This window comes from Wolbachia endosymbiont (group A) of Therophilus tumidulus (assembly GCF_964277345.1).
Taxonomy (GTDB): domain Bacteria; phylum Pseudomonadota; class Alphaproteobacteria; order Rickettsiales; family Anaplasmataceae; genus Wolbachia; species Wolbachia pipientis.
The window spans coordinates 1,153,451-1,177,577 of record NZ_OZ195515.1 but is presented as its reverse complement, the minus strand read 5'-3'; the positions used below and the strand labels follow the sequence as shown (position 1 = coordinate 1,177,577).

The 24,127-nt window shown below is 35.4% G+C and carries 19 protein-coding genes and 2 pseudogenes; 10 read left to right on the top strand and 11 right to left on the bottom strand.

The window, feature by feature from the left end; all coding sequences use genetic code 11:
• Positions 1-2 precede the first annotated feature (2 nt).
• From ACICQD_RS06200 to rsmD, 5 genes are all read left to right on the top strand, one after another.
• Entirely contained in the window at positions 3-2,399 is a 2,397-nt protein-coding gene (locus ACICQD_RS06200; RefSeq protein ID WP_395461763.1) for a type IV secretion system protein, read from the top strand.
• On the top strand, positions 2,396-5,374 hold the full coding sequence (locus ACICQD_RS06195; protein ID WP_395461762.1) for a type IV secretion system protein: 2,979 nt from the start codon (positions 2,396-2,398) through the stop codon (positions 5,372-5,374). Before ACICQD_RS06200 ends, ACICQD_RS06195 begins: the two co-directional genes overlap by 4 nt.
• 89 nt (positions 5,375-5,463) lie before the next feature.
• The gene (locus ACICQD_RS06190; RefSeq protein ID WP_395461761.1) at positions 5,464-9,195 is read left to right on the top strand and encodes a type IV secretion system protein; all 3,732 of its coding nucleotides are present in this window, start codon (positions 5,464-5,466) and stop codon (positions 9,193-9,195) included.
• Complete coding sequence (locus ACICQD_RS06185; RefSeq protein ID WP_010082417.1) at positions 9,185-9,817, top strand: hypothetical protein; 633 nt, start codon at positions 9,185-9,187, stop codon at positions 9,815-9,817. Before ACICQD_RS06190 ends, ACICQD_RS06185 begins: the two co-directional genes overlap by 11 nt.
• 122 nt (positions 9,818-9,939) lie before the next feature.
• A complete protein-coding gene (gene rsmD, locus ACICQD_RS06180) occupies positions 9,940-10,488 on the top strand; it encodes a 16S rRNA (guanine(966)-N(2))-methyltransferase RsmD (RefSeq protein WP_006280837.1) in 549 nt (182 codons plus the stop codon).
• On the opposite strand, the gene ACICQD_RS06175 is transcribed toward rsmD, so the two are convergent.
• From ACICQD_RS06175 to ACICQD_RS06165, 3 genes are read right to left on the bottom strand one after another with little or no spacing between them, the layout of a single operon-like run.
• A complete protein-coding gene (locus ACICQD_RS06175; RefSeq protein WP_213863055.1) occupies positions 10,446-10,778 on the bottom strand; it encodes a hypothetical protein in 333 nt (110 codons plus the stop codon). The two genes, rsmD and ACICQD_RS06175, sit on opposite strands and share 43 nt — an antisense overlap.
• Before the next feature lie 4 nt (positions 10,779-10,782).
• Positions 10,783-11,373 carry a COQ9 family protein gene (locus ACICQD_RS06170; protein ID WP_264373704.1) on the bottom strand — a complete coding sequence of 197 codons (591 nt, stop codon included), beginning with the start codon at positions 11,371-11,373 and terminating at the stop codon, positions 10,783-10,785.
• Positions 11,374-11,379: 6 nt separating this feature from the next.
• Complete coding sequence (locus tag ACICQD_RS06165; RefSeq protein ID WP_007549232.1) at positions 11,380-12,933, bottom strand: Mur ligase family protein; 1,554 nt, start codon at positions 12,931-12,933, stop codon at positions 11,380-11,382.
• 1,043 nt (positions 12,934-13,976) lie between these two features.
• Here ACICQD_RS06165 and ACICQD_RS06160 point away from each other — a divergent pair.
• The 3 genes from ACICQD_RS06160 to ACICQD_RS06150 are packed head-to-tail and all read left to right on the top strand — an operon-like array spanning position 13,977 to position 15,733.
• On the top strand, positions 13,977-14,339 hold the full coding sequence (locus ACICQD_RS06160; RefSeq protein ID WP_077188202.1) for a ferredoxin family 2Fe-2S iron-sulfur cluster binding protein: 363 nt from the start codon (positions 13,977-13,979) through the stop codon (positions 14,337-14,339).
• A complete protein-coding gene (locus tag ACICQD_RS06155; RefSeq protein WP_395461760.1) occupies positions 14,332-15,372 on the top strand; it encodes a hypothetical protein in 1,041 nt (346 codons plus the stop codon). Before ACICQD_RS06160 ends, ACICQD_RS06155 begins: the two co-directional genes overlap by 8 nt.
• The gene (locus tag ACICQD_RS06150) at positions 15,356-15,733 is read left to right on the top strand and encodes a cytochrome c-type biogenesis protein CcmH (RefSeq protein ID WP_182321044.1); all 378 of its coding nucleotides are present in this window, start codon (positions 15,356-15,358) and stop codon (positions 15,731-15,733) included. The genes ACICQD_RS06155 and ACICQD_RS06150 overlap by 17 nt, the downstream gene beginning before the upstream one ends.
• A gap of 344 nt (positions 15,734-16,077) precedes the next feature.
• Here ACICQD_RS06150 and ACICQD_RS06145 read toward each other — a convergent pair whose 3' ends face one another.
• The 5 genes and pseudogenes from ACICQD_RS06145 to ACICQD_RS06125 all read right to left on the bottom strand — a co-directional run bounded on the left by ACICQD_RS06145 (position 16,078) and on the right by ACICQD_RS06125 (position 17,375).
• Positions 16,078-16,296: a transposase gene (locus tag ACICQD_RS06145; protein ID WP_065095234.1), complete on the bottom strand. Its 219-nt coding sequence runs from the start codon at positions 16,294-16,296 to the stop codon at positions 16,078-16,080.
• Between the two features lie 266 nt (positions 16,297-16,562).
• Positions 16,563-16,715, bottom strand: coding sequence for a transposase (locus ACICQD_RS06140; RefSeq protein ID WP_369408987.1), 153 nt, complete (start codon positions 16,713-16,715; stop codon positions 16,563-16,565).
• A pseudogene (locus ACICQD_RS06135) lies at positions 16,692-16,873 on the bottom strand (transposase); the annotation flags it as partial. The pseudogene ACICQD_RS06135 and the gene ACICQD_RS06140, both read right to left, overlap by 24 nt.
• A gap of 5 nt (positions 16,874-16,878) precedes the next feature.
• Positions 16,879-17,034, bottom strand: a complete 156-nt coding sequence (locus ACICQD_RS06130; protein ID WP_369408983.1) for a transposase — start codon at positions 17,032-17,034, stop codon at positions 16,879-16,881.
• Positions 17,035-17,201: 167 nt separating this feature from the next.
• Positions 17,202-17,375 carry a hypothetical protein gene (locus tag ACICQD_RS06125; protein ID WP_010082315.1) on the bottom strand — a complete coding sequence of 58 codons (174 nt, stop codon included), beginning with the start codon at positions 17,373-17,375 and terminating at the stop codon, positions 17,202-17,204.
• 85 nt (positions 17,376-17,460) lie between these two features.
• Here ACICQD_RS06125 and ACICQD_RS06120 point away from each other — a divergent pair.
• Together ACICQD_RS06120 and uvrB are read left to right on the top strand one after the other, a co-directional pair.
• Positions 17,461-17,781, top strand: a pseudogene (locus ACICQD_RS06120) (transposase); the annotation flags it as partial.
• A 394-nt stretch (positions 17,782-18,175) separates the two neighbouring features.
• Positions 18,176-20,089, top strand: a complete 1,914-nt coding sequence (uvrB, locus tag ACICQD_RS06115; protein ID WP_341821830.1) for an excinuclease ABC subunit UvrB — start codon at positions 18,176-18,178, stop codon at positions 20,087-20,089.
• A gap of 189 nt (positions 20,090-20,278) precedes the next feature.
• Here the strand turns inward: uvrB and ACICQD_RS06110 are convergent, their stop codons facing one another.
• The 3 genes from ACICQD_RS06110 to ACICQD_RS06100 all read right to left on the bottom strand — a co-directional run bounded on the left by ACICQD_RS06110 (position 20,279) and on the right by ACICQD_RS06100 (position 24,081).
• A complete protein-coding gene (locus tag ACICQD_RS06110; protein WP_395461759.1) occupies positions 20,279-22,177 on the bottom strand; it encodes a hypothetical protein in 1,899 nt (632 codons plus the stop codon).
• A gap of 30 nt (positions 22,178-22,207) precedes the next feature.
• Positions 22,208-22,429 (bottom strand): hypothetical protein, encoded by a 222-nt coding sequence (locus ACICQD_RS06105; protein ID WP_264329650.1) that lies wholly within the window; start codon positions 22,427-22,429, stop codon positions 22,208-22,210.
• Positions 22,430-22,755: 326 nt separating this feature from the next.
• A complete protein-coding gene (locus tag ACICQD_RS06100; protein ID WP_395461758.1) occupies positions 22,756-24,081 on the bottom strand; it encodes a hypothetical protein in 1,326 nt (441 codons plus the stop codon).
• Positions 24,082-24,127 lie beyond the last annotated feature (46 nt).

Below are 24,127 nucleotides of genomic sequence, written 5' to 3'. Positions count from 1 at the left end.
TTATGCTAAAATTTTTGCTGATAATACCGTTTTTTTTTCTGTCAGGCTGCGGGGAACATCACTGTATTAAGCCAGAAAATTTATCAGGTTTGCGTGAAAAACTAGATATAGTGTCAACAGAGCAGAAATGGGTTGATTCTGGTGTTAATATCTCAGATAGAATAAGAGTAACAGAGATTGATATAGTGCCTAGTAAGGTTAATTTTTGTCCTAAGCAGTATGCAGATTTTGCAATTGGGCCTGGGAGAAATGACGTTGCATTACCATTTGCACTTAAAAAAGGCGATACGATAAGCTTTAGTGTGATTGGAAGTAAAGTGTGTAAAGATAAAGAGAGTGAGACAAAAATCAGGTATTTGAAAATCGACGAAAAGTGTAGCGAGCAAGAAACAGAACATTTTGCACATGTTTTAAATCAAGAGAAATGCCAAGGTGGCAAGGATGGGATATGTCCTAATAAATATATAATAGGCGATGTGCAATGGTTGAGAGGAAGAGAGTACTGGGATTCAGATTTTTCGAAGTTAGATCAAGATGAAAGAAAAAAGGAAATTGAAAATATTATTAACTCTATAAAACAAGGAGAAAATATAGATTGCAGCAAGCTTTCAGAGAGCAGTGCAAGTAAGATAGATACGCACATTTTAAATTCACTCTGTAGACGTATATGTAAATTTTCTTCTGGTCGTAGAGGCGAGGATTGCGTGTATATTGAATATAATAATATAGAAATTGAGCTATTCAATGCTTTAAATTCTAGTGGTGAATCTGTTGTTGCTGAAATTATTAGTAACGTATTAAAGGGAAAACAGGTAAAAACTGACATTACACTATTACGTGCTTACATGGATAATGAGAATTTTGAACACATTCCAGAAGGTGGTTTATGCACTAATTGTGATCACAAGATAAGAGATAACTATCGAACACCAAGATTAATTTTTAGTCTATGTAGCAGAAATGACAAGAGCTGCTACAATACAAATGACAAAGGCGGGTTCAACATAAGAGTAACGAAGAACCATAGTCTGGAAAATAGCTTGTATATAAGTGTTTCCGATAAATTCCCTGAGCATAAGCCTGGTGAAAATCAAGCGGATATATCTGTAGATATCAGCAAAGTTCATGACATGGAAAACTTGAAAGGAAAATTAAAAGACAAAACAGGCACCATATATTACGGAATAAGAGACCATGGCTGCGATTACAAAAATGAAGGTCAATTTAGTATTAACCTAACAACTAAAGAGCTACCTACAAAAACTTTTAGTGCAATATATAATTTCTTTGATGAAAAAGTGAAAACTGCATTTTTCGGCTCTAATTATAAAGACCCTAACGCAATTCACTCTGATACTAGTCCTGTAAAGTCTCTTTACGAAAGTTTTATAAAATCAAGCAGAACAAATACCATTAGATCTACTATAATATCACTATTAGTACTATATATAATCTTATATACTCTTTATTACTTTTTTGGATTAACTCATATTTCTATATATGAGTTTTTAATTATATGCGTAAAGATAGGAATCATCGCCCAGCTATTGCAGGATAATAGCTGGGACTTTTTTTATAACAACGCATTCTCTATATTTATTAACACTCCAAAACAACTAATAGAAATAGCAAATTTTAGAGGCACTACTTCAAATGTTTTTGAGTTTCTTGATTTGCCGCTCAATAGGTTCTTGTCATCGCATTCAGTATTGTTAATAGTATCTCTTATATTTTCTGGCCCTTTGGGCATTGTATCTTTTTGCTTGGTGATTTGGGGTTTAATCACAGTGAGCTTATCTATTTTTAATGCCTTATTTTCTTTTATTACATCTATAGCAATAGTTGCGTTATTGCTTTCTTTAGCACCTATTTTTATTATTTGTCTTTTATTTGCGTATACTAGGCAGATGTTTCACAACTGGGTTAAAAATTTAGCAAGATTTGCGATTCATCCAGTAGTGCTTTTAATTTTTATATCACTGATAAGCCAGGTTATGGATTATATTGTGTATTCAGTATTTGATTTTGAGGTCTGCTCTACATGTATACTTAATATTAACTTAAAGATTTTTAACCCTTGTATTTTTTATGGTTATGCTTCCAAATATACACCTAATATTACCGCTATGATGGCTTTTGTTATTTTGGGACACGCTATGAAAGCTTTAGTTGAAGCTTCTTCGACAATATCTGACTCGTTGTTTGGTGCTTATGTAGCAAGCGAACCTGGAAGACAGTATCAACAAAGCTTAATGGGAACAGTAGGGTTAGATGAACAAAGCGTTCAAAGAAGAGAAAGAGGAGGTGCTTCTCAACAGTCAGGTACGTCAAGACCTCAAATACCACAAGGGACTCAAAGGTCAACGCCTCAGATACCACCACCAGGAAGACAGCAATGATAAGTAAAAGATCACTATTGTTGATACTGTGTCTTGCAATCACTGGTTGTAACATGGATTGTGTCGAACCTGGGTTGCAGAGCAGAAACACTAGTGTTAACGTGGATGTTCCAGTTCATAAAGCTGGTGAAGAAGTTAAAATTCATTGGGTTGATTCTGGTCAAGTAATTAGTAAGGGTGAGGAAATCAAATTCACCCTCGATGGATCAGTAAATTTTTGCCCTTTTAAAGAAGACAAAAATCCAAGGAAAGTACTTGTGCCAGCTAGCTTTTGTGCTGATGGCTCAGAACCAAATTATAGTAAAGCTGCAAATATTAACGATGTGCCTAATAATTATGGCGTTGATGAAAAAGGCGTAAATAAAAACGAATTGTGCGGTGGTAAAGGATTTGGCAGCAATAGACGTTATGTAGACACTGGAATTAAAGTAAATCCTGGTGATAAGTTAAGCTTTAGCTTAGTTCCCAGAAAAATAACAATTGATTATGACAATCCAGGAGGGAAAGGTATCAGCTTTGATGACAATTGTTATAGAGCTGAAGAAGGAGGTGAAAAAGTGTCAGCAAGTGAAATATTGAATGTTAGCAAGCAAGAGGGAGAGGAATTTTTTTGTGAGGGCAAGGATGGAAAGAGAAATAAAATAAAATTTTTACCTCTTGATAAAACAAAAGCAAAGGAAAGCAAAGTGCTAGTTGGCAATGGGTACACTCCATATGATAATAAGGTACATTTTAATAAAGGTTATGTTAAAAACAACGAACCATGGATACATGGCTCGCTGTTCGATTTACGCCGAGCTAAAATAGGATTGAATGAGTTATGTGATGGAAAAAACTGTAGTTTGGATGAGAAAAAAAAGTACAGTTCTTATGAGCTTAATTGTTACTATCAGAATATATGCTATACTAGAAAAGGTATATGGAGCTATGATTCAGGTCGAGCAGGAGAACGGAACTGTGTCTCCTCTATAAGGTATAAGAAGTACGATAAAGGAAATAAATGTGATATGTATTCTTATCTAGAAAAAATGGAAGGGAATGTTAAAGCAGGTAGTTTTACTGAAGATGATAAATCTTGGGCTGAGGCTCTTGTTGCAAAAATTGGTGATCTTGGTGATCAAGATACTGATAAAGGTATGCAATGTCTTCCAGATAATGAAGTAGGTGCAAGAAAGGATAATGTGTGTTCGCAAATTAGTGACAATTTCGAGGATTTTTCTCTGAAATTAAATAGTGACTATGCAGTAAATGACAATGTAAAATATGGTAGTAGTGTGATGCTTGCTATAGCAGATTATGGTTACTATGGAGCTAATAGGGGCGGGTACCATGTTAAAGTGACTAGATCGTGTGAATATATCAATGGTGAAAAACTGTATGTGTATTTGGGTGATAACCCGCCAGGGGATCCATCTGCTCCAAAGACTAATGATTTCAAAAAAGTAGAGCACTTAGATAAAACAAAGGATAAGGTATATTATATAATAGATGGAGGTCTTTTAACAGATGAATGCAAAGACAAAAAACCTATAACAGATGAATGCAAACCTAAGAAGATATATTTCGGCATCAATGTAAGCAACGTAGAGAAAGATGACATTACGGACAAAAATGGCAAATATTACGAAAACAATAAGTATAGTGTAACTTTATTTGTCAAAAGAAAAATTAATGATTTTATTTCATCGAATGTAAACGGGGTATTTAAATTTATAAAAGAAGAAGTAATTGGGGACAGCGTTAAAGATTCATACAAAGGATATGCAAGAGGTCTTCTTCAGGGGGTAAGAGCTTTACTTACTCTATACGTTATATTTACTGTCATTGGCTATATGCTTGGAACAATACAGCTAAGTAAATTTGATTTCATTGTAAGGATGTTCAAGATAGCATTTATAGCTTTTGCCTTTAGCGATAGAAGCTGGGAACTCTTTGGTACAACTTTATTCAGACTTTTTGTAGATGGTAGCACTTATTTAGTTGATAGCTTTTCTGGCTATATAGGGGAAGGGGGGAGAAAATTTGCATTCTTAGACTTGACAGCAGGAGTATTATTCACAACAGAAACTTGGCTAAAGTTTTTATCGTTGATGCTCTCTGGTCCTTTTGGCTTTATTGCATTTTTGGCAATACTCTATGCTACTTTTATGTTCTTAAAATGCATTATTAGCGCTACGTTTAAATATGTAATATCTACTGTTCTAGTGGCGTTTTTACTGTCATTAACACCTTTATTTATCGTATTTATTCTATTTCAAAAGACTAAACCCTTGTTTGATAATTGGATAAAAACGTTGGCTCATGTTTCATTAGAACCAGTCATTTTATTTTCATTTTTATCTCTTTTAAATCAGTTGATGTATTCAGTTTTATATAACCTCACAAATTTTTCTGCATGCTATCAATGTTTAATTAGCGTAAATTTCTTATCGTATGATCTGTGCTTGATGAAATCAATACTGCCTCTTGGATACAGTCCTGGCACTAGCGTTGATGTTGCACTCAGTACCGGAGAAAGGGCTGGTGGACACTTTGCAGCATTACCTATAGACCTAATCCAGGCGTTTATATACCTCATTATTGCCGGTGCAATGGAAGCTTTTGTTTCTATATCGGAAACTATGGTACAAACACTATTTAGCTCTGGTTATGGAGTTACTGGCGGTGTTGGTACAGTTGCTAAGAGCGCATCGCAAGCTATGCTGTCAACCGTTGGCCTTGATGATAAGACCCAAAGTATGATACAGAGTATCAAGCAGAAAATGAGTGAAGATCGGGGAAAAATTGAGGCTAAATTACCTAACACACCAAAGCAACCAGACAAAAAAGAAGATTCTAAAGGAAGTTCTGATAAAACAACGAGTGATAGACCTAAAACATTAAAACAATCAGATCAGCAAAAAAATTCTGATGAAACAATAAGAAGTGATCCTAGTGCTAAAGCTAAAAACAAGGAAGAAAATGGAGAGGAGTAAGATATAAATGATATTATGGAGTAACTAATTAAAAAGATATTTTAAGTAAAGTTTTAGAAATTTATTCTGTATTTGGAAAAAGTTTAGATATGCAATCACGTTTAGGCAAATGTTGGTTTAGGGTATTACTTCTTGCAGCTTATGTGCTGATCACAGGTTGTAGTAAAAACGATATGCCTTTTCCAAGGTGTATATCTGCTGACTATTTTGGTCCTAAACCTATTGCAGTAAGCGCTCATTTTTCAAGCGACCACGATGCGTTTATTCCAGGAGATGGAGAAGTTATTGATCCTGAAACTGGCGAAATTAATTATGGTTTTCACCATAACCAAGTGGTGAAGTGGGAGGATACCGGACTCGAAACCAATGGAGATAGTTTAAAAGTGCGAGTTAATGGTGCATGGACATCTTGGAGTAATAATAACAAGAAGGAATCTAAAAAAGGCAGTTATACCTTACAAAGCTTGGAGCAGTTAAAATATGCAACTAAATTTGAAGGTAAACAAAGTGATAATAGTTTACCTAATTTTCACTTAGTTTGTAATGATTATAAACCTAGCATACAAAAATTTTCAAGTAAGTCTGATACAAGTTGCACTGTAAATTGCAAGTGCATTAATGAAGATGATAGCGCAAATACAGTATCACGTGGTGCTCCATGTTGGTTTACCAATGGTCATGGTGCTTATCTTTTGTTTCAAACGGGGAAAGATGATCCTAACGAAAATCTAAAGTTAATGCGCGATCCTCAATATCCTACTGTACATCTAGGTTATAACTCCACAGCAGAGGGCGACAATGGATTTTTTACTTTAGACAGAGATAACACTAAATTAAAGGACAGAAATTGTAATGAGTTGAAGTTAAAAAAGGGATGGAAAATATATGTAAAAATATTAGATAGATATTACTTAGATAATGTAGGTGGCTACTCTTTTGAGTTCTTAAGTGGAGTGCAGCAGCCAAGTAGTTTTGGGTTTTTTGATTACATTTATAACTATCTAAAATGTGTATTATTGATTAACGAAAATTGCAAAGAACATTTTAATAGCAATGATCCTGCAGTTGCACAAGCTATGTTCGAAAATATAGCTGAAAAAAGTACGAGCTTTCACAATTTTGTTCTTTCCTTGCTTGTTCTATTTGTAATGATTTCATCGCTTCTTTATCTTTTTGGCATGATACGAGAAACTAAGCATGATATGCTCATCAGAATGATGAAAATCACTCTAGTAATAGTGCTTATATCTCCTGGAAGTTTTAGATTTTTCTATGATCATTTTCTTGTTTTATTCGTTAAAGGTCTTGAACAATTGATAAGTGTAATTACTAACTTTGCTCCCAACATGAACACCGGAAGTATTGCTCAAGGAGATGAAGCTAAGTTGTTTAGCTTCATGGAGGACATGTTCAATAAATTTTTTGCTTATTCTGTTTGGAAAAAGTTTGCAGCGTTTTTACATTACCAAATGTGGGCAAGCCTTCTTATGATACCGGCAATTTTCATAGGGATTGTACTATACTTCTTGTTGTGCTTGTATGCTTACATAATATTTCTCTCTGGCTTTATGGGTATAGCTTTTCTTATAGCTATCATGCCACTGTTTCTAATTTCTATTTTATTTTCACCGCTGAAAAGTCTATTTGAAGGTTGGATAAAATTCTGCATCAGTTTTTGTTTACAATCGATTATGATATTTACTCTCTTGTCATTGTTGGCTTCAATGATAATGAACACCTTTTATAGACAACTAGGTTTTACTGTATGCTACAATAAATGGTTCGAGGTAAAGTTATGTGCTCCAAAATGGGTGTTTGGCGGTTTTTGTATCGTTGATAAGCAGTACTTTGGTTGGACCCCAGGGCAAATTTTTGTACCTTACACTCTTGGAGAAGCTTCTTCTCTTAACATAGATAAAAGTATAGAAGGTATAGAAAAGATAAGCAGAGAAGGTGGTACAATAAAATTTACTGGTGGTGCTGGATATATCCCGCTTCCACCAGATTACCCTAAAGATAAAAATGGTGAACATATAAAAGGGTTTCGTTATATAGATTATCCTTTCTTTAATCCAATTCCTGGAACTAAAGATAATCCAGCAGACCACTATATTGCAGAAAGTGATATGGTAGTTAGTAATGGCTGTAGTGAAAAAGATCTAGTGCGCTTAACAAATAGTTTATCTCATGCATCAGAGAGGGCTGACATTATATTACTGATCAACAATATAGAGAAAAGGATAGGTGATGTTAGTGAAATAATAAAACGCTACTGTCAAGATATAAATAAATGCAATAGTTATAGGGAAATAATTAATGAAATAAGATCTTTAGTGCGGAGTGCGGTAGAAAAACAAGGTTGTAGAATACTGAAACTTCATGATTTATATAAGGATCCCAACAGTGAATACTGTCAGAAATGTAAAGATTGTGAGGATTGCAAAAATTATCAAGAAAATAGCGATTACCAAAGGGTGCAAGACATACAGAGAGGTTATTTAATCAATGCAGGGGAAATCTTTGTGTTATTCTTGCTTTCATTTTTAATGTTCTCCTTACGCGAGTTCGTACAACAAATGGGCTCAAGTATAGCTGGTGGTGGATTCAGCGTTTACAATATATCTAGAATGTATGAAGCATCGCCTTTGGTTGGCATAATGGAAGGATTAAAACAGCATTATTGGCAAGACGCAATTGGTGGAAAACTAGAATCTTTAGGTAATTGGGCTACTCATTTACCGGATAGATTAGCCGGAGGTACAGCTAATCTACTGGGTAGGATACCAAGAGTTGGAGGAGTGCTGAAATACGCTATTGATGTGCCACGTAAATTTGTAGGTGCTACTATTGAAGCAACGAAGTTTGCAACATCGCCTGAAAATGATGTTGATAAGCTCGAGGAAAAAATTTACAGGGCATTTGGAGTTGATAAGGAAGATATTACACACAGAAGGATCGGTAAATATTTAGATTATTATAAAGGATACGTAGGATCACATTTGGGCTATACAATAGAAGATGCTATGAAGTTTACTTGGGAGCATGGTCTTGACTCTATAGGAAAGCATGGCTATGATCATAACCTACTCTATAGAGCAAAAGAATATAGGCGAGATTTCTTAGAGAAGCTTCATGATTACACTATCGGCCGTAAGAGAGAACCAGAAAAAGACAATCCTGATCAATCAAATAAGGTAGAACGAGAGTTAGGCACGGAACTAGTAAGAGATAACCATGATCAGCCACTAGAAGAAGGCGACCCTCTTCGACTACGAGGGGGAGGTCAGCCAGATAAGGTAGTACGAGAACTAAGCACAGAACAAGAAGACAAGCCTAATCAACTACAGCATGATCAGCCAACAGAAGAAGATAAGCCTGATCAATCAAATGAAGTGACACGAAATTTAGGCACGGAACCAAAAGGTTCAGATGAAATTGATGATTTTGGATCTGCTTTTGAAGGTATGGAAAAACGTGCTGAAAGAGAAGGCAGAAGAAATCAAGATAAAGTTTACAACCTCTCACCACTTTTTGAAATGAACACTCCAGAAGCTGTAGAAAAACGTGCTGAAAGAGCTAGAAGAAAAGAAGAAAGAGATCGAAAAGACGAAGTTTATAATCTTAAGCCTTTATTTAAAGAACCAAAAAATCCAGAAGAGTACGTTAAGGCACTTTTTGAAATGAATACCCAGGAAGCTATAAAAAAACGTGCTGAAAGAGAGGAAAAAAGAAATCGAGAAGACAGTAAAAGGAAATTACCGGAACCAATGAGGAAACCAGATGCAAAAGGAGATGAGAAGAGGATTGAAGATGAAGACTAATAAAAATTTCAAAGGCCTTGATTATTATAAATTGCAGCAAGACAAAGATGGCAACATAAAGTTAAATGACTACGACGACATTTTAAATGCGCGTAGGGCAAGGGTAGACTTGTTGCGGGATAACACATCACTTGACAAGGATGTCAATTTTGCTAAATTGAATAAAGCTTTGAGTGAGAAATTTGTAGATAATCATAGTTTATTGTCTGAATTTGATAAGGAAGACAAAGAGATTGTACAAGAAAGGATTAAGGTGTTTAGTATTTTAGAAAGTCTTGAAGACCTTAAAAGCGTGAAAAGTGAAGATCTGTTAGAGGTTAGCTTACTGCTGTCAGATCTTAGCTTCATAGAGAGAAATGTTGTACTAAATACCGATCAGAATTCTGATCTAGCAGGATTTAAAAACCTATTTATTGAAAAAAAAGCATCTGGTGAAGAGTATAGTGAAGAAGAATGTAGAGGCTTTCTTGATAATATAGATAAAATCAATACTATAATTAAGTTAGAGTTAGAAAGCAGAATTGAAGGGCTAAATCATGATGAAAAAAATGATCATGATGATTTACAAGATGAGATTGGTCAAGCAATTAATGCAGCAGGCAAATCAGAAAAAGATAACTGATGAGTCTTGTGTTTGTGTTTTTCTTACAAGCGACTCGATAGCTTCTCTCTATTAAACTGCTAAAGCCATATTGACATTAATCATATAGTATAAATAATTAATTATTTTGGAGCTTATTTAATATGCTACGCATCATTGCAGGCAAATATCGCGGAAGAAAAATAACTACAGGTAAGCATTTAGCTGCACGGCCAACTATGAGTATTGTCCGAGAAGCAATATTTAATATGCTTTCCTCAAGAAAACCTATTTATAACTTGAATGTACTTGATTTATTCTGTGGTAGTGGTTCTTTTTCATTTGAAGCGCTTTCTCGCGGCGCTAAACATGCATTTATGGTAGATTCAGATTATTACAATTTGCAATTGCCTAAAAAAACAGCAAAAGATTTTGGAATTACGGACAATGTTACGCTAATTTGCTGCAGTGCTAACTGCTTACCACAACCTATTTCAAAATGTGACATAGTTTTTATAGACCCACCTTACAATAGCAATCTAGTTGAATCAACGTTGAATGGACTAGCTCACTCAGGCTGGTTAAGTGATGATGCATTGATAATTCTAGAGATTAGGAAAAACGAAGATTTTGAGTGCAATAAAAACTTCAGTATAATCTTGGAACGCACCTACGGTATAGCGAGAATAATTTTTCTTTCTCTATTAACTTGAACTTGCATATACTTTTCATTGATGAGTTCCAGTTCTATTTTCGTCAAGTTTCCGGAGAAATTACTTATTCTGTACTGCCCTAGATCAAAATTTTTATTAAATTCAGAGTCTATTAAATATTCATGTGCTTCTTCAATAAATTTATTTTCTTTTTCTTCGTAACTGGTGTATTTTGTTGTACCATTATTATCCTCACAATAAACTAAATGTTCTTTATGATCAGCATGAATATTTTTATTTTCACAAACCTTTTCAGGATCGTGCTCAAGTACTTTTCTACCAACAATCAATAGCTTATAAGAAATTTTCTATGATTCCTTTTAAGCGAGTTTTGAATTTTTGAAATGTCATGACATTGTTGATACGGTTATCAAGAAACGATAAAGTATCCACAAAATCTTCTGAATAATCATTGATAAAAAAAAGTATCGTACTTAAGTACACTCCAGCTAATATTGCTCTTTTTGTATAGTAGTTAAAATCTGTTGATTGGTCATGAATGCCATACCAAATCGCACTAATAGTTCTGTATAAAAGTTTACTAGAAAAATATGTATTTTTTGGTGATACGGAGAATGATAAAACATTTTTTAAAAGTTCTCTATAATTCGGTAGCTTAGCATAGTTTGAAAGGTGTATTTGAATAGCTAACTTTACTCGCTCTCGCACTTTCATATCTTCTAAATTAGAATTTCTTAATTCAGCTTCCATTGAGCTATTTAAGTCCTCTGCTATGTGCTCCAAAGCGCTATATATTCCATTCTGAAATTTGCAAAAGCTATTAGCTAGATTAAGGTCAGTGCACACCTTTAATAGGGTTTCATCGCTTATCCCTTCAAATGGAATAACCCTAATTAGCTTATCTATTATTAACTTTTGTTCCACGCAACATCATACTAAACAGCATGTGTGATTGTACCTGAGATTTTCAAACATTCTACAAAATGCTTCACCACGTTCCTCGAAATTTTTCCATTGATCAAAAGAAGCACACGCGGGAGAAAGTAATATTGTTACTTCTTCTGCGCTATTTAAGGCCTCTTCAAAAGCCAATCTGAATGCATCTTCTAGATTGCAACATTTAACATAATCTACTTTATTCTCCATAACATTTGCAAAAGCTTCGGTTGATTCTCCAATAAGAAAAGCTTTTCTAACCCTTGTAAAATGCTTGCTTAATGATTCTATTCCACCTTTTTTGCTTCTTCCACCAGCGATCCAATTTATGTTTTCATAAGATAAGATCGCCTTTTCGCTCGATTTTGCATTAGTTGCTTTGCTATCGTTCACGAAAAACACATTTCTTATTTTGCCAAGCAGTTCATTCCTATGCCTCAGTCCTGAAAAGGACTTGATTCCATTGATAATAGTGTTGCTATCTACTCCAAGTACCTTACATACGGCATATGTGGCTGCTATGTTTTCTGCGTTGGATATTAGGTTTATTTTCACGTCGCTTACTGATAAGCTATGATTCTCTAGTTTTAACGAGATCTTCTGGATCCCAGTGCCCCTTTTGTCATCCAAGTAGCTGACACTGGGATCCAGATAATTTCGATCTATACCAGTAATCTGTTCACTATAATCAAGCAAATTGTTACCTGCCAATGATATTAGATCTCTTGCACCACCCTCTGTCATCTGAGTAGTTGGCAATGGTTTTTCTTTTCTGGATTCCAGCGTCACGCGCTGGAATGACATCGGGGAATATGTTACTGAGATTGGAATTTTGTCTCCAGTGAATTTGTTGAATATATCAGCAGTAATCTCATTGTCACATCCTATTACGGCAACCTCACTACCGTTTATCAGTTTTAATTTAGTTGCTATGTAGTTCTCCATACTTCCATGCCTATCTATGTGATCTGGTGTAATATTGAGCAGTGCTGAAATGTCCACGTTAATTTCATTCATCAACTCCAATTGAAAAGAGGAGAGTTCGATTACATAAATTTCTGCATCTCTTTCTAGATCCAAAACAGGAACGCCTAAATTTCCACCAATAGCTACTTTTTTCCCTGCAGATTTTAATATGTGCCCTATTAGTGATGTAGTGGTTGATTTACCATTTGTTCCTGTGACGCCTATTACCTTCTGGTTCGTAGTTTTAGCTTCAAGAAATAGCTCAATGTCTGATTTTATTTTGCAATCAAATCTCCTTGCAAGTTTTACTATCCAATGTGGCTCTGTTGGCACTCCAGGGCTTAAAACCAATGCACTGATCTCATGCCAATTGTATTCCTTGGGATGAATAAAATTACATTTTTTATACATCATTTTTGCATTTGCTATTTGCTCTTCATGATCATCCCATGCATATATTCTTGCACCACTCTTTGTTAGAGCGTTAATGGCGGATAAACCAGTTTTACCAAGACCAAAAACCGCGACGTTTTGATTTTTGTATTTGTTTAGTTGCACTGCTAGATAACTTATGCGAACCATTTTATAAAGATATCGTACAAATTACAACAGACTTCTTTCGTAGGTTACAACTGTCATTCAATAGAAACGAAAAAACTTACTTGACACCCTCTGCCAGTCCCCTTATCATGAAACTGAAGCTATTGTATTTGCTTTCGCCAATCTGCAGATTAAAAGGTAAGGATTACTTAATGTATCGGCGTCTTATGTTCAATTTTTTGCAGTATATAGATACTGTATGTCTTTACAAAACTTCATCTACATCTAGATTTTTATCTAAATAAGCTGAACGCGCTTATAAAGCGTTACAAGACATCAAAAAATGCCAATACTCGACAGAGATAGTAAAAGACTAGCTAACTCGGGGATTCTTTGTCTTTTTTTCTGCTTGGTAAATTTCTTAAACATTTGCAGCGTAGGTTAGTTGCAATTAAAAGCAGCTGAATTTCGCTTGTCAAGCGTTTAAAACATAAAAAACGCCAATATTTTAAAGCAGATAATAACCACGGGGCTTCTTTTGCCTTTTTTTCATTTGGTAAATTTCTTAATATTTATGGCTAAACGACAATCGTCATCCCGCTGCTTGTTAGCGGGATCTCTTGTTAGCGGCTGAGATACCGCGAATGAATCGCGGTATGACGGTTCGCGACGGCGTGACGATAAGCTCGTTATCCCGCTGCTTGTTAGCGGCTGAGATACCGCGAATGAATCGCGGTATGACGGTTCGTGGCGGTATAGCAATTCGTCATCCCGCTACGTGTTAGCAGGATCTAGAGATACCGCGGCGGTATGACGTAGAGCTCGCGTTAGCTATACTTTTATGCTTACTAACTTAATAAAATTCCTGGATCCCAGTGTCTGGGCACTGGGATGACAAGAAGAGGGCACTGCCGTCTTGGATGGAAACCAGTGTCAGCTACTTGCATAACACCCTTTTTTCTGGAAACCAGTGTCGGCTACTTGGATAACAAGAAATATAGGTACTGGAATTGTAAAGAGTTTGCAAATATTAGTTATTACCTGTAGGATATAAAGAAATTAGTAAGGATTTTAATAGGAATAATATGCCATCTGTTACTTTTATTTTACCTGATGGGAGTAAGAAAAGCTATGAAGCTGCAGAGGGAGAAACTCTGCTCAATTTAGCCCACAGAAGTGATCCAGATCTGCTTGAAGGTGCATGTGAAGGTTCTCTTGCTTGCTCTACATGCCATGTAATTGTTGATCCAAAGTTTTATAATGCTGTAGAAATACATAACCCTATATCTGATGAGGAAAATGATATGTTAGACCTAGCTTTCGGCTTAACAGAGACGTCGAGGCTTGGATGCCAAATAAAAATCACAAAAGATATCGACGGCTTGTGTGTAACCATACCAAGGGGTACAAGAAACATATCATTAGATAAACAGGGGAATCATGCGTAAGATTTTTATCTATATTATCATCTCTTTACTTTTGTTTATTCCTGTAGCGTATAGTGGTTTTTGGTATTTTTCTGCATGTAAGGTAAAAAATCTTTTAGCTGAAACAATACTATACATTAACGACGAAAAATTTGATATTTCACATGATTTTAGTGGATTTCCTTCTAACCTAATTTTTCGTGTGACAAACCCAAAATTTTCCAATGAGCAATTAACCATCTCATCTGATGCTTTATTGATAAAAAATAGATTATTTGATAAATCAGTATATATTTATACACCAAGTAATGAAGTTGATATTACTGTTCATGGTGATGAGAAAAAGAATATAAAATGCCACACAAACGATAGCAGCCACTTTGTTGTTAGACTAAACGATTTACCATCTTCATTGCGATTCAACAAAAATAGTACCGTGATAGACTATATAGATACACTTCGTTACGAAGATTATGGATTAAAATGTGATGTTTTAGAAAATCAGCAAAGTGTTATAACTGAAGTGAATGATAAAAGCAATTACATTCAATTTCACCTCGATAAAGAACTGAGTGGAAATGCTAAGCTAGGATTTGATTTGTATACTTATCGGTATAAAAATACTGCAAGTCCTGAAAGTTACCTTAGTATCGACATTAAATTTGATTATGAATTTGTAAACGACATCTCGGCTTCCAGAATTAATTTCAATATAGAGAAATTTTTGATTCAAAGTAATAATTTTTCTTTTGCTGCAGATGGTGGGGTAAACAATTACAACTTAGTTACATATTCATTTAAAGACAAAATCAACGTGGCTATATCAAATTATAAAGAATTAATCTCGTTTATGATTGGTGACTCAAAAACTTCAGATGCGTTTGAAAAATTAATGTCTTCCTTATCAGAAAAAACAACTGATGATGGCATTCAATTTTCAATAAAGTACGATGATGATGTAGGGTCAAGCTTTATTGGAAAGTTATCCACCACTGATTTTATGAACCAGCTCAGTAAAATAACCCAATTAATCAAGGATGAGAGCAGTAGTTAGTTTACTTTTCATATTGATATTCCACTCAGGCGTAAACGCTTTTACTCTGGATAATAAACTCAGAGATAAAAGCATGGAAAAACGAGCAACAAGTTTATTTGAAATAATAAGGTGTCCAATATGTTCTGGCGAATCATTGTCTGAATCTGGATCTCAGATCGCGTATGATATGCGAGAAGCAATTCGTAAAAAAATCAATGATGGATACACTGATGAAGAGATAATCTCAGAGTTAAAAAATTCTTACGGCAATTCAATTATAATCGTACCACCTAGCACTTACATTTTGTGGTTTATTCCACTTACAACTCTGCTTATTGGGTGTTTTTTAATACAAAGATACATCAATACAACCACTTAAACCTTTTATATATAGCTAAAGTGACTTAGGTTCTCTAATTGCACATAAGTCAACAATAATTTTCACACAAATCAAAACAGCATATCTTCTCCATAATCCTTGGTAATTTTACATAAGTTAAAAGTAGCATATGGTTCTCTCCGCGGTCTGAGATGACAATAAATTTGTCAAGCCGCATTATACTTGTTAGGCGGAAGTGGACGGCAACATGTTTACCACGAAGTCTAACTAAGTTCTTGCTTGTCCCTTCCATCGGCATTGCTATCTTTATTTTCAATAAAATTATTGTCCTATGCTCTTTTGATGTTTATTGATAATAAAATTCTGTTTTATCAACCAACATCCTATGCATAATTACAGCTAATTTTCTTGCTACTGCTACAATTGCTTTTTTCATTCCTTTTTTCTTCGCAACCCCAGTTTTTTAATTTAAATGTCCTCTTGGTAACTGTAAGCATTGTTTGTGCAGCTTCATATAACATACTTCTACATTCCGCTGGTCCCATCTTTGATATGCTGCCATGCCGATCAACTTCTCCAGAAGAATATTGCCTTGGTGTCAACCCTATATACCCCCTTACTATTACCCACAAATATAAATGTTTGTTGCATAGCTCTTAATGGCATAACTTTTGCTTGAAATAACTGTTTATATGGTGCAATTTACAGCTTTTAGTTGCTAAAATTATAACTCTTAGTTTAATAATTTTAATCTAATAAGCTTTCAGGTTAATAAAATTAAATTATTTGAGTAAATACAATACTATGTTTTTATTTGTGGGTAATAGTAAGATATACCCCAGTTGCGGATTAGCCAACGAAGTAAAGCTTAGAAATGCAGCGGCTGCATGGAATATGAAACAAGCGTAGAAAAAATGTGTACCAAAAAATTTATCGGTGATCTGTGGCGAGTATGCTCAATCTCAAATTTGTTTTTCAGAGAGCCAAAAACTGTCTCAATAATCGATCTTTTTCTTAACAAAATCTTCTCATTTAGCACCATTAATGAGTTTTTCATACCCTTTTTATACTGGTTACAAGCTTTAACCCTCTATCGAATAATTCGTGAAAAAGATCTTTTTTGATATATCCTTTATCTCTAAACAATAATCCAGTCAATTTCTGAGTTAAATTTGGCACAGGTATCAACGTTGCCTTTTGTCACCGTAACCCCTTGAATTTCGCCAGTTTCGTTGATTACTAGATGTACCGAAAAACCACCCATAAGTAGTCTTTCCAATCTTTGCCAACCCTTTGAAAACTTTGTTTCTCGAGGTCCTTTTTGGATGGCAAACAGCGATAGATTATGTACGAAATCCCTGTCACTTTTGACTGTTCGCAAAACCATTGCATTAAGAGCGCTAAATACCATAAAACCCGCGATTTTAACCTGATAAACCTACTATAGGATGGCAATTTTGGAAACGCTGATTCGTATAATAATTTCAAATAATGCACATAGAAAATTTTAAAATTGTCGCACTTGATATAGCAATATTATGGTAAAAATCTCTGAATGCGTAATCTCTGGCGTCCTGGTTGGTTTTTTGCCACTTGGTAGAAGTTTTTCTGCAAAATTTTCATCGACTGTATTGCAAAAATCATCGACTATACAAAAGATTTCTGTTACTTTCTCTTTCATTGGTAACCTCCTATTTTAGGAATGAATATCAAATACCTTGGAGTTTACCCTATTTCCTTACCTTTTCTATTTTTTCTAATTTACAACTGGGGTTAGCAGTGCTGTGAGAATGGTTGAAAGCGCAAAAGAAAACCTCTCGGAAGTTAAAAATATACTGGTCGATGCAGGTTATACAGGAGAAAATTTTGCAACTCAAATAAAAACGATTATTGGAGCAACTGTAGAAGTAATAAAACGAAGTGAATTACATTCCTTTGCTGTATTGCCACAAAGATGGGTTGTAGAGCGATCTTTCGCTTGGTTAGAAAAATGCAGACGATTGTGGAAAAATTGCGAGCGAAAACTTAACACTAGCCTACAAATGGTCGTTCTTTCCTTCATTTCTCTTCTATTGAGAAGATTTTAAACAGGTTCTAAATCTTTATTTTAAAAATGTCATATTGACCACCGGTACCTGAAAATACTATTCCAATTGATCAGAGCTATCCATTTCCTTAATTTTTGTAACGTTGTCATAGGAGTACTATAATTTAGTATCAACTATGTTTTATTGTTTTTGCATCTAAAAAAATTTAGCTTATTCAAGCAGCATTTTGCCTTTTTTTGGATGTAGGGATTTTTTAGGAATTGTCTTCTTGAATTCTATGGTATTTTGTTTAACATTGAAACAAGATTCCAGTGTCAGCTACTTGCATGACATTGTTGGTTAATGTTTTATGGCTTTACGATAGCTATACAACTTATCTTAAAAGCAATATAGTGTTTACTATACAATGAATCAAAGATAGTAAGTAAAGTCTATGGAATTTCAAATCGCTACACATTTTCAACCGGCTGGGGATCAACCACAGGCAATCGATAGCTTAATTGCAGGGCTAAATAGCAATAAAAGAGATCAGGTTTTGCTTGGAGTTACTGGTTCTGGGAAAACTTTTACTATGGCAAATGTTATTGCAAGGACAAACAGGCCTGCATTAATTATGGCACACAATAAAACTTTAGCAGCACAGCTTTATGAGGAAATGAAAGGATTGTTTCCCCATAATGCTGTTGAATACTTCATTTCTTATTATGATTATTATCAACCTGAAGCCTATTTACCACAAACTGATACTTATATCGAAAAAGATTCTGCAATTAACGAAAGAATTGAGATGCTGCGTTATTCCACCGTCTGCTCCCTTTTGGAGCGCAGGGATACGATCGTAGTTGCCAGTGTTTCCTGCATATACGGTCTTGGTTCGCCTGAGAGCTACCGCAGCATGATCATACCGCTTAGTGTTGGAAATAAAATTCGTATTAATGATTTCCTGAGCAACTTAACTGATCTTCAATACAAGCGCTCTGATGCCAGGTTTGAGAGAGGATATTTCAGAGTGCGCGGCGATATTGTTGATATATTTCCTTCCCATTATGAAAATAAAGCTTGGCGTTTATCGTTATTTGGCGATGAAATAGAAGAAATTTCTGAAGTTGATGCTATAACGGGCAATGTTACCAAAGGCGTAAATAAAATCACCATTTTTCCAAATAGCTATTACATAACCCCACGTGAGGCTTTGTTGCAGGCAATTGAACTAGTCAAAAAAGAGCTGCATGAACGCTTGGATTATTACTACTCGCAAAACAAGATTGTTGAAGCAAAGCGCCTCGAGCAACGCACTAATTTTGATATCGAAATGATGAGAACAACAGGAATATGTAAAGGTATTGAAAATTATTCGCGTTATCTCTATGGAATGGAAGCTGGGGATCCACCGCCTACTTTGTTTGAATATTTACCCAAAGACGTAATTTTATTTGTTGATGAGAGTCATGTCACCGTTCCTCAGGTTGGTGCGATGTACAGTGGTAATGAGGCGCGTAAAAAGAAATTGATCGACTATGGCTTCAGGCTCCCTTCCGCTTTTGATAATCGTCCATTAAAATTTGAAGAGTGGGAGGGAGTTAGGCCGCAGACTATTTACATTTCAGCTACTCCCGGAAAGTATGAGTTAGCACAAACCAATAACGTATTTATAGAGCAAGTTATTCGTCCAACAGGGCTTACAGACCCAATCTGCATTGTAAAACCAATAGAGAGTCAAATTGATGATGTAATTCATGAGGCACAAGTGACAATAGGGAAGGGATTTTGTGTTTTAATCACTACATTGACGAAAAAAATGGCTGAAAATTTAGCTGAATATATGAGTGAATTGAATATGAGAGTGAGTTATTTGCATTCTGATATTGCTGCGCTGGAGAGAATAGAAATTATATACAAATTGAGATCTAAAGAAATCGATGTTTTAGTAGGTGTTAACTTGCTGAGGGAAGGTCTTGATATTCCAGAGTGTGGGTTGGTTGCAATTTTGGATGCTGATAAAGAAGGATTTTTGCGATCGGAAACTTCATTAATTCAAACGATTGGTCGTGCTGCGCGTAATGCTGAAGGTAGAGTAATTTTGTATGCAGATAAAATCACTGGTTCTCTGGATCGTGCGTTAAAAGAGACCGAAAGAAGAAGAAAAAAACAAGAAGAACATAATATATTGCACAATATTATCCCGAAGACTATAATAAAACCTATATCAAACACCTTACAGGAGAGGGCAATAGCAGAACCGAAAGTAAATACTAATAAGGATGATTTGAGAAAGCAAATGATAGAGCATGCTGAAAATTTAGAGTTCGAAGAAGCAGCAAGAATAAAAAAATTATTGCAAGGTTAAGTAATATATGATGCTATGGGCATAGTATAAAAATGTAAATAATTTTATTGATATCTTTATATTAATACTTTTTAAATATTTAGTACCGCGCAATATCTGCAATGGACAAGAAAAACTAACACCAGTGCTTTCAGGGTCAGGGATTTTGGCTCCAACCCTAATAAAACACTTGGGTGGATATCTAAAAACCTAAATTTCTTTCCCCAAAGCTTCTGACGTATGCTTTACCTGTTGCGGATGTTTAAGCTCTGAAGAGACACTTCCCTTATGTTGCGCAGCAGGAGAACCCGTAGAACAAAAACCACTATCTCTATCAACTGCTGTTTTAGAACTAGAGTTATCAGATCTATACTCTACAGGTAGTACCTCCCCTTTCCCCGAAATAGTACCTTGTGACGGGCCTGGATCACCATCTAGAGAACTTACAGGAGAAGTCACTTTTGAGGATGGATTACTTTTTGCTTTTATTCTAGTTGGGAATGAAAAAAATGGCTTAGACACAGATGATTTTTCAGTTACATGATACACAAGATCACTTTTACTTGAACACATCGTATCACGCTCTACGCTACGTCGCTTAAGAGGTGAGGACTTTGCTAGCGGCCCTTCTTTACAGAACAAACCACCCCCATGTTTCTTCGGAGATTTACTATCTTGTGACTTTGCTTCAGAATACTCATCACTACTTTTTCGATCACTTTTATCAGTAACTTGCTGTTTTTCAGGTTCCTCATTACAAATGTTCTCCGTATCTTTTAGAGAATCTTCAGAAACCCCAAGATTTATTGAATCATTCCATGCTGTAGGATAACTCATCTGCGTCGATGCTTTACTCGTTCCAGCTAGATTTACAGGATAATGCAGCGACTCTTCTTTTTCTGATCCTTGCCTGGGAGAATCCTTTGATGCTACACCCTGACTACACGTGGGAGACTCCAATTTGATATCTAACAGTTCAGTCGATGGTGATCGCGACAATGCTCGAAAACGAAGCTCAGGGTCAATGGACAATTCATGGTCTTTGTTGATTACAGAGTTTTTTATTATTTTGGTTATCACACAGTGAGAAATGTATGGATTGGAAAAGTCTATGCCATATACCTCACTGCTTCCATTCACTGATAATTTTGCTTGAGTTTTACTATTAAGATCACCAAGCACAACATTATTAAATGTATAATTTAGTTTAAGAGCTTCTTCGTGTGTTAATAATCTAGCTCCTTTATCATCTAGTATAACAGGCACAAGAACTGAGGCGTCTTTCCTACCTAAAGGAGGAGCAAGTATAAAACCATCTATCATCACTTTTGTCACCGAATAAGTAGATCTTATTATCATATTTTTAAATGACTTCACACTATGATCAACATCATTGCCAACTCCAAGGTCCATACCTGTAAGCCATGCCTTATACCGTGTTACACTATCAATAAAACGAGCGTTATCAAAAACATCTTTGATATATACACTATTGTCTTTATCATTAACCTCTAAAGGCTTCTTAGGAACATTTTTATATCTTTCTCTCATCCTTGATAAAAACTTACTCTTAAATTGCTGACTTAATTCTTTATTATCAAATTTAGAACAACACAAATATTTTTCCTTATTAAATGGTACAGTTGTGCTGCTAATTTGCATATCTTCTAGAACATCCTTTTCAAGTGAAGAAGCCAAATGAGACTTTAGATTGAAAATTACGCCATCATCTACAGGTGTTACAAACTTAATACTACCTTGTTTATCTACGAACCAATCTCCTTTATAGTTCTTAAGTGGAAAAGATTCAACATCTTTATAGTTTTCAAACGGAAAAGAATTAACATCAAAAATTAGCTTAGCTGTATCCAATATTTCTGCTTTATTACCTTTTTCAATGCCGTAGAATTCACGTATTATCTTCCTTTTTATACTGTCCAGATATCTTCTACACTGATACGTACCCATACTCTTATCAAATGAGACTACAATATAGTCCTCCTTGCCCTTGCTTTGCAGCTTAAAATTAGTTTTAACTGTATTACGAGCATAATTATGTACATTAAAAGCACTAACCAATGCGCTTACTGTTTCTCTTGTATTAGGCATAACACCCTCCCTATTTTTTTATTACGACAACTATCTTTTATTACTGCTACCAACCCCACTAGAGCTTGATCCACTAATAGAACTGCTAGGCTGATTAGACTGACGTAGCTTCTCTCGTACGTCCTTAAGTGCATCACGATGATCATCAAACCTTGCTCCTTCGATTCGCAGCAATCTCCCACCACCTGGACCTGGATTCTCACGTTTCCACTTTTCAGCATCAAAACCTTTTTTATCATTACCGCTATGCATATTGCCTCCTAAGTAAAAATATTATGTAACTAATATACTAAAAATAAAATTAAGTGCAAGCACTTTTTTATATTTTTTTTCAAAAAATTTCATTCACTCTTTTTCACAAAACACAAATTTCAAGATTCCAGCGTCACGCGCTGGAATGACAAGTCATTGGCAACCCTAAGTTCCCTACGTCATACCGCGATTCATTCGCGGTATCTCAAGCATAGATTCCGCTAACACGTAGCGGAATGACGAACTGTCGACATCTATCTATATGCCCCTGGATTCCAGTACTGGAATGACACCCTTTTTTGTCATCTAAGTATTAGCTATCCCCACTATGGTGTCTTTCCTACTGACTGACCTTCTGCACATTTCTCAACTTTTACATCATTAGTCAATCCTCCTGGTGGTCGAGCATTACTTACAGAACCTTCATTCTCAGCACCATTCCAAGTACCCATGTTAGTAAAATCAAATCCACAATCAGCAACAGAACTTTTAACGGATTGCTCTGAAGCCTTTCTGTCAGACATAGATTTTGGGATAGGTTGGTTCGAAGCTTTTTCGTTAGGAACAGAGCCTTGAGTAGGTTGGTTTGGAGCTTGCTTATTATTATTTTCATCGTGGTTTTTCCTTCTGTCCCACCTACTATCGCATCCATAAACCTTTTTTCTCCCCTGCTCCGTCGTACCCATTGCACCTTGAGCAGTTGTACGTCTATCTTTCTCCGGCTTCGCTTTTTTCTCTTCATTCACTTTTTCTGGTTTTTGTGAATTTTCATGAGATTTTCTTTCAAGCTCAGCAAGACGCAATAGATGTTTCAAAGGATCTGACGCAATTTCAAGTTCTGGTTTGCTCAGAACAACCGGTCTTACAAATCCGGGTGAAACTTCAAAAAGGAAAACTGGCACTTTAGGTTTTTCTCTTTCATCTACCTTTATTTCTACGTCTTTACGAACTTCTTTAATTGCTTCTAATGATGTTTTTTCTGCTTTTTTGTCTTCTTTTTCTGTAGATGCCTCTACCGCAGCCGCCAACTCAACTCCAAACATCTCTGCGAACATTGTAACAATCCATCCGACAACGGCCATTTGTAACCTGAGTTTCAGATCTTGCAATGCAGTTAATCTTTCTAACGCCCTTGCAAACTCTTCTTCTGATAACTCACCACTGCCTAATTTTTCCTGCAATTCTTTTATCTCTTTGTCCAACCTCTGATTGAAACTTAAATCGCGTGCAAAAATCTTCTTGATTAACTCCTTAAGCTTATCACGCAAAAACTTCATTATCGCAGCAATCAGGTTTTTTTCTTTCTTCTCCTTGAGCATTTGGTAGATTTTCGGATCATCTACATCTACTTCACCAGTGAAGTAATCCTCATCACCTCCTTCGGTATGTAGTTCTGCTTGAGATGATATTTCATCGATACAACTAGAAGCCTGACGCTCACACTCGAGCCTCCTGAGCAAATCTTGTCTGGTGAGCGCCTCTATGGCTGCTTTTAGTTCATTTAGCTTCTGCTCTGCAGAGAAATCTTGCTCCCTGATTTTTCCTTGGAAGATTGAGCTACCGTTTCCGTTATTATCTGAAAAATTTTCCATTATTTTTGCCTCCTCAATAAAATTACTGCCTTTGTTGTTACCTGAAAAGCTTTCCACCATTTTTACTTCCTTCATAAAACTTAATAATTTAATTCTACAGTACTAA

Coding starts and splice junctions, on each gene's coding strand:
- uvrB (WP_341821830.1), top strand. CDS start 18,176: ATGGAATTTCAAATCGCTACACATTTTCAACCGGCTGGGGATCAACCA.
- ACICQD_RS06165 (WP_007549232.1), bottom strand. CDS start 12,933: ATGGTTCGCATAAGTTATCTAGCAGTGCAACTAAACAAATACAAAAAT.
- ACICQD_RS06105 (WP_264329650.1), bottom strand. CDS start 22,429: ATGCATAGCGGTAATGATAAAAAAGGTTTTGATGCTGAAAAGTGGAAA.
- ACICQD_RS06190 (WP_395461761.1), top strand. CDS start 5,464: ATGCAATCACGTTTAGGCAAATGTTGGTTTAGGGTATTACTTCTTGCA.
- ACICQD_RS06200 (WP_395461763.1), top strand. CDS start 3: ATGCTAAAATTTTTGCTGATAATACCGTTTTTTTTTCTGTCAGGCTGC.
- ACICQD_RS06155 (WP_395461760.1), top strand. CDS start 14,332: ATGCGTAAGATTTTTATCTATATTATCATCTCTTTACTTTTGTTTATT.
- ACICQD_RS06100 (WP_395461758.1), bottom strand. CDS start 24,081: ATGGTGGAAAGCTTTTCAGGTAACAACAAAGGCAGTAATTTTATTGAG.
- ACICQD_RS06110 (WP_395461759.1), bottom strand. CDS start 22,177: ATGCCTAATACAAGAGAAACAGTAAGCGCATTGGTTAGTGCTTTTAAT.
- ACICQD_RS06185 (WP_010082417.1), top strand. CDS start 9,185: ATGAAGACTAATAAAAATTTCAAAGGCCTTGATTATTATAAATTGCAG.
- ACICQD_RS06195 (WP_395461762.1), top strand. CDS start 2,396: ATGATAAGTAAAAGATCACTATTGTTGATACTGTGTCTTGCAATCACT.
- ACICQD_RS06160 (WP_077188202.1), top strand. CDS start 13,977: ATGCCATCTGTTACTTTTATTTTACCTGATGGGAGTAAGAAAAGCTAT.
- ACICQD_RS06125 (WP_010082315.1), bottom strand. CDS start 17,375: ATGAAAGAGAAAGTAACAGAAATCTTTTGTATAGTCGATGATTTTTGC.
- rsmD (WP_006280837.1), top strand. CDS start 9,940: ATGCTACGCATCATTGCAGGCAAATATCGCGGAAGAAAAATAACTACA.
- ACICQD_RS06150 (WP_182321044.1), top strand. CDS start 15,356: ATGAGAGCAGTAGTTAGTTTACTTTTCATATTGATATTCCACTCAGGC.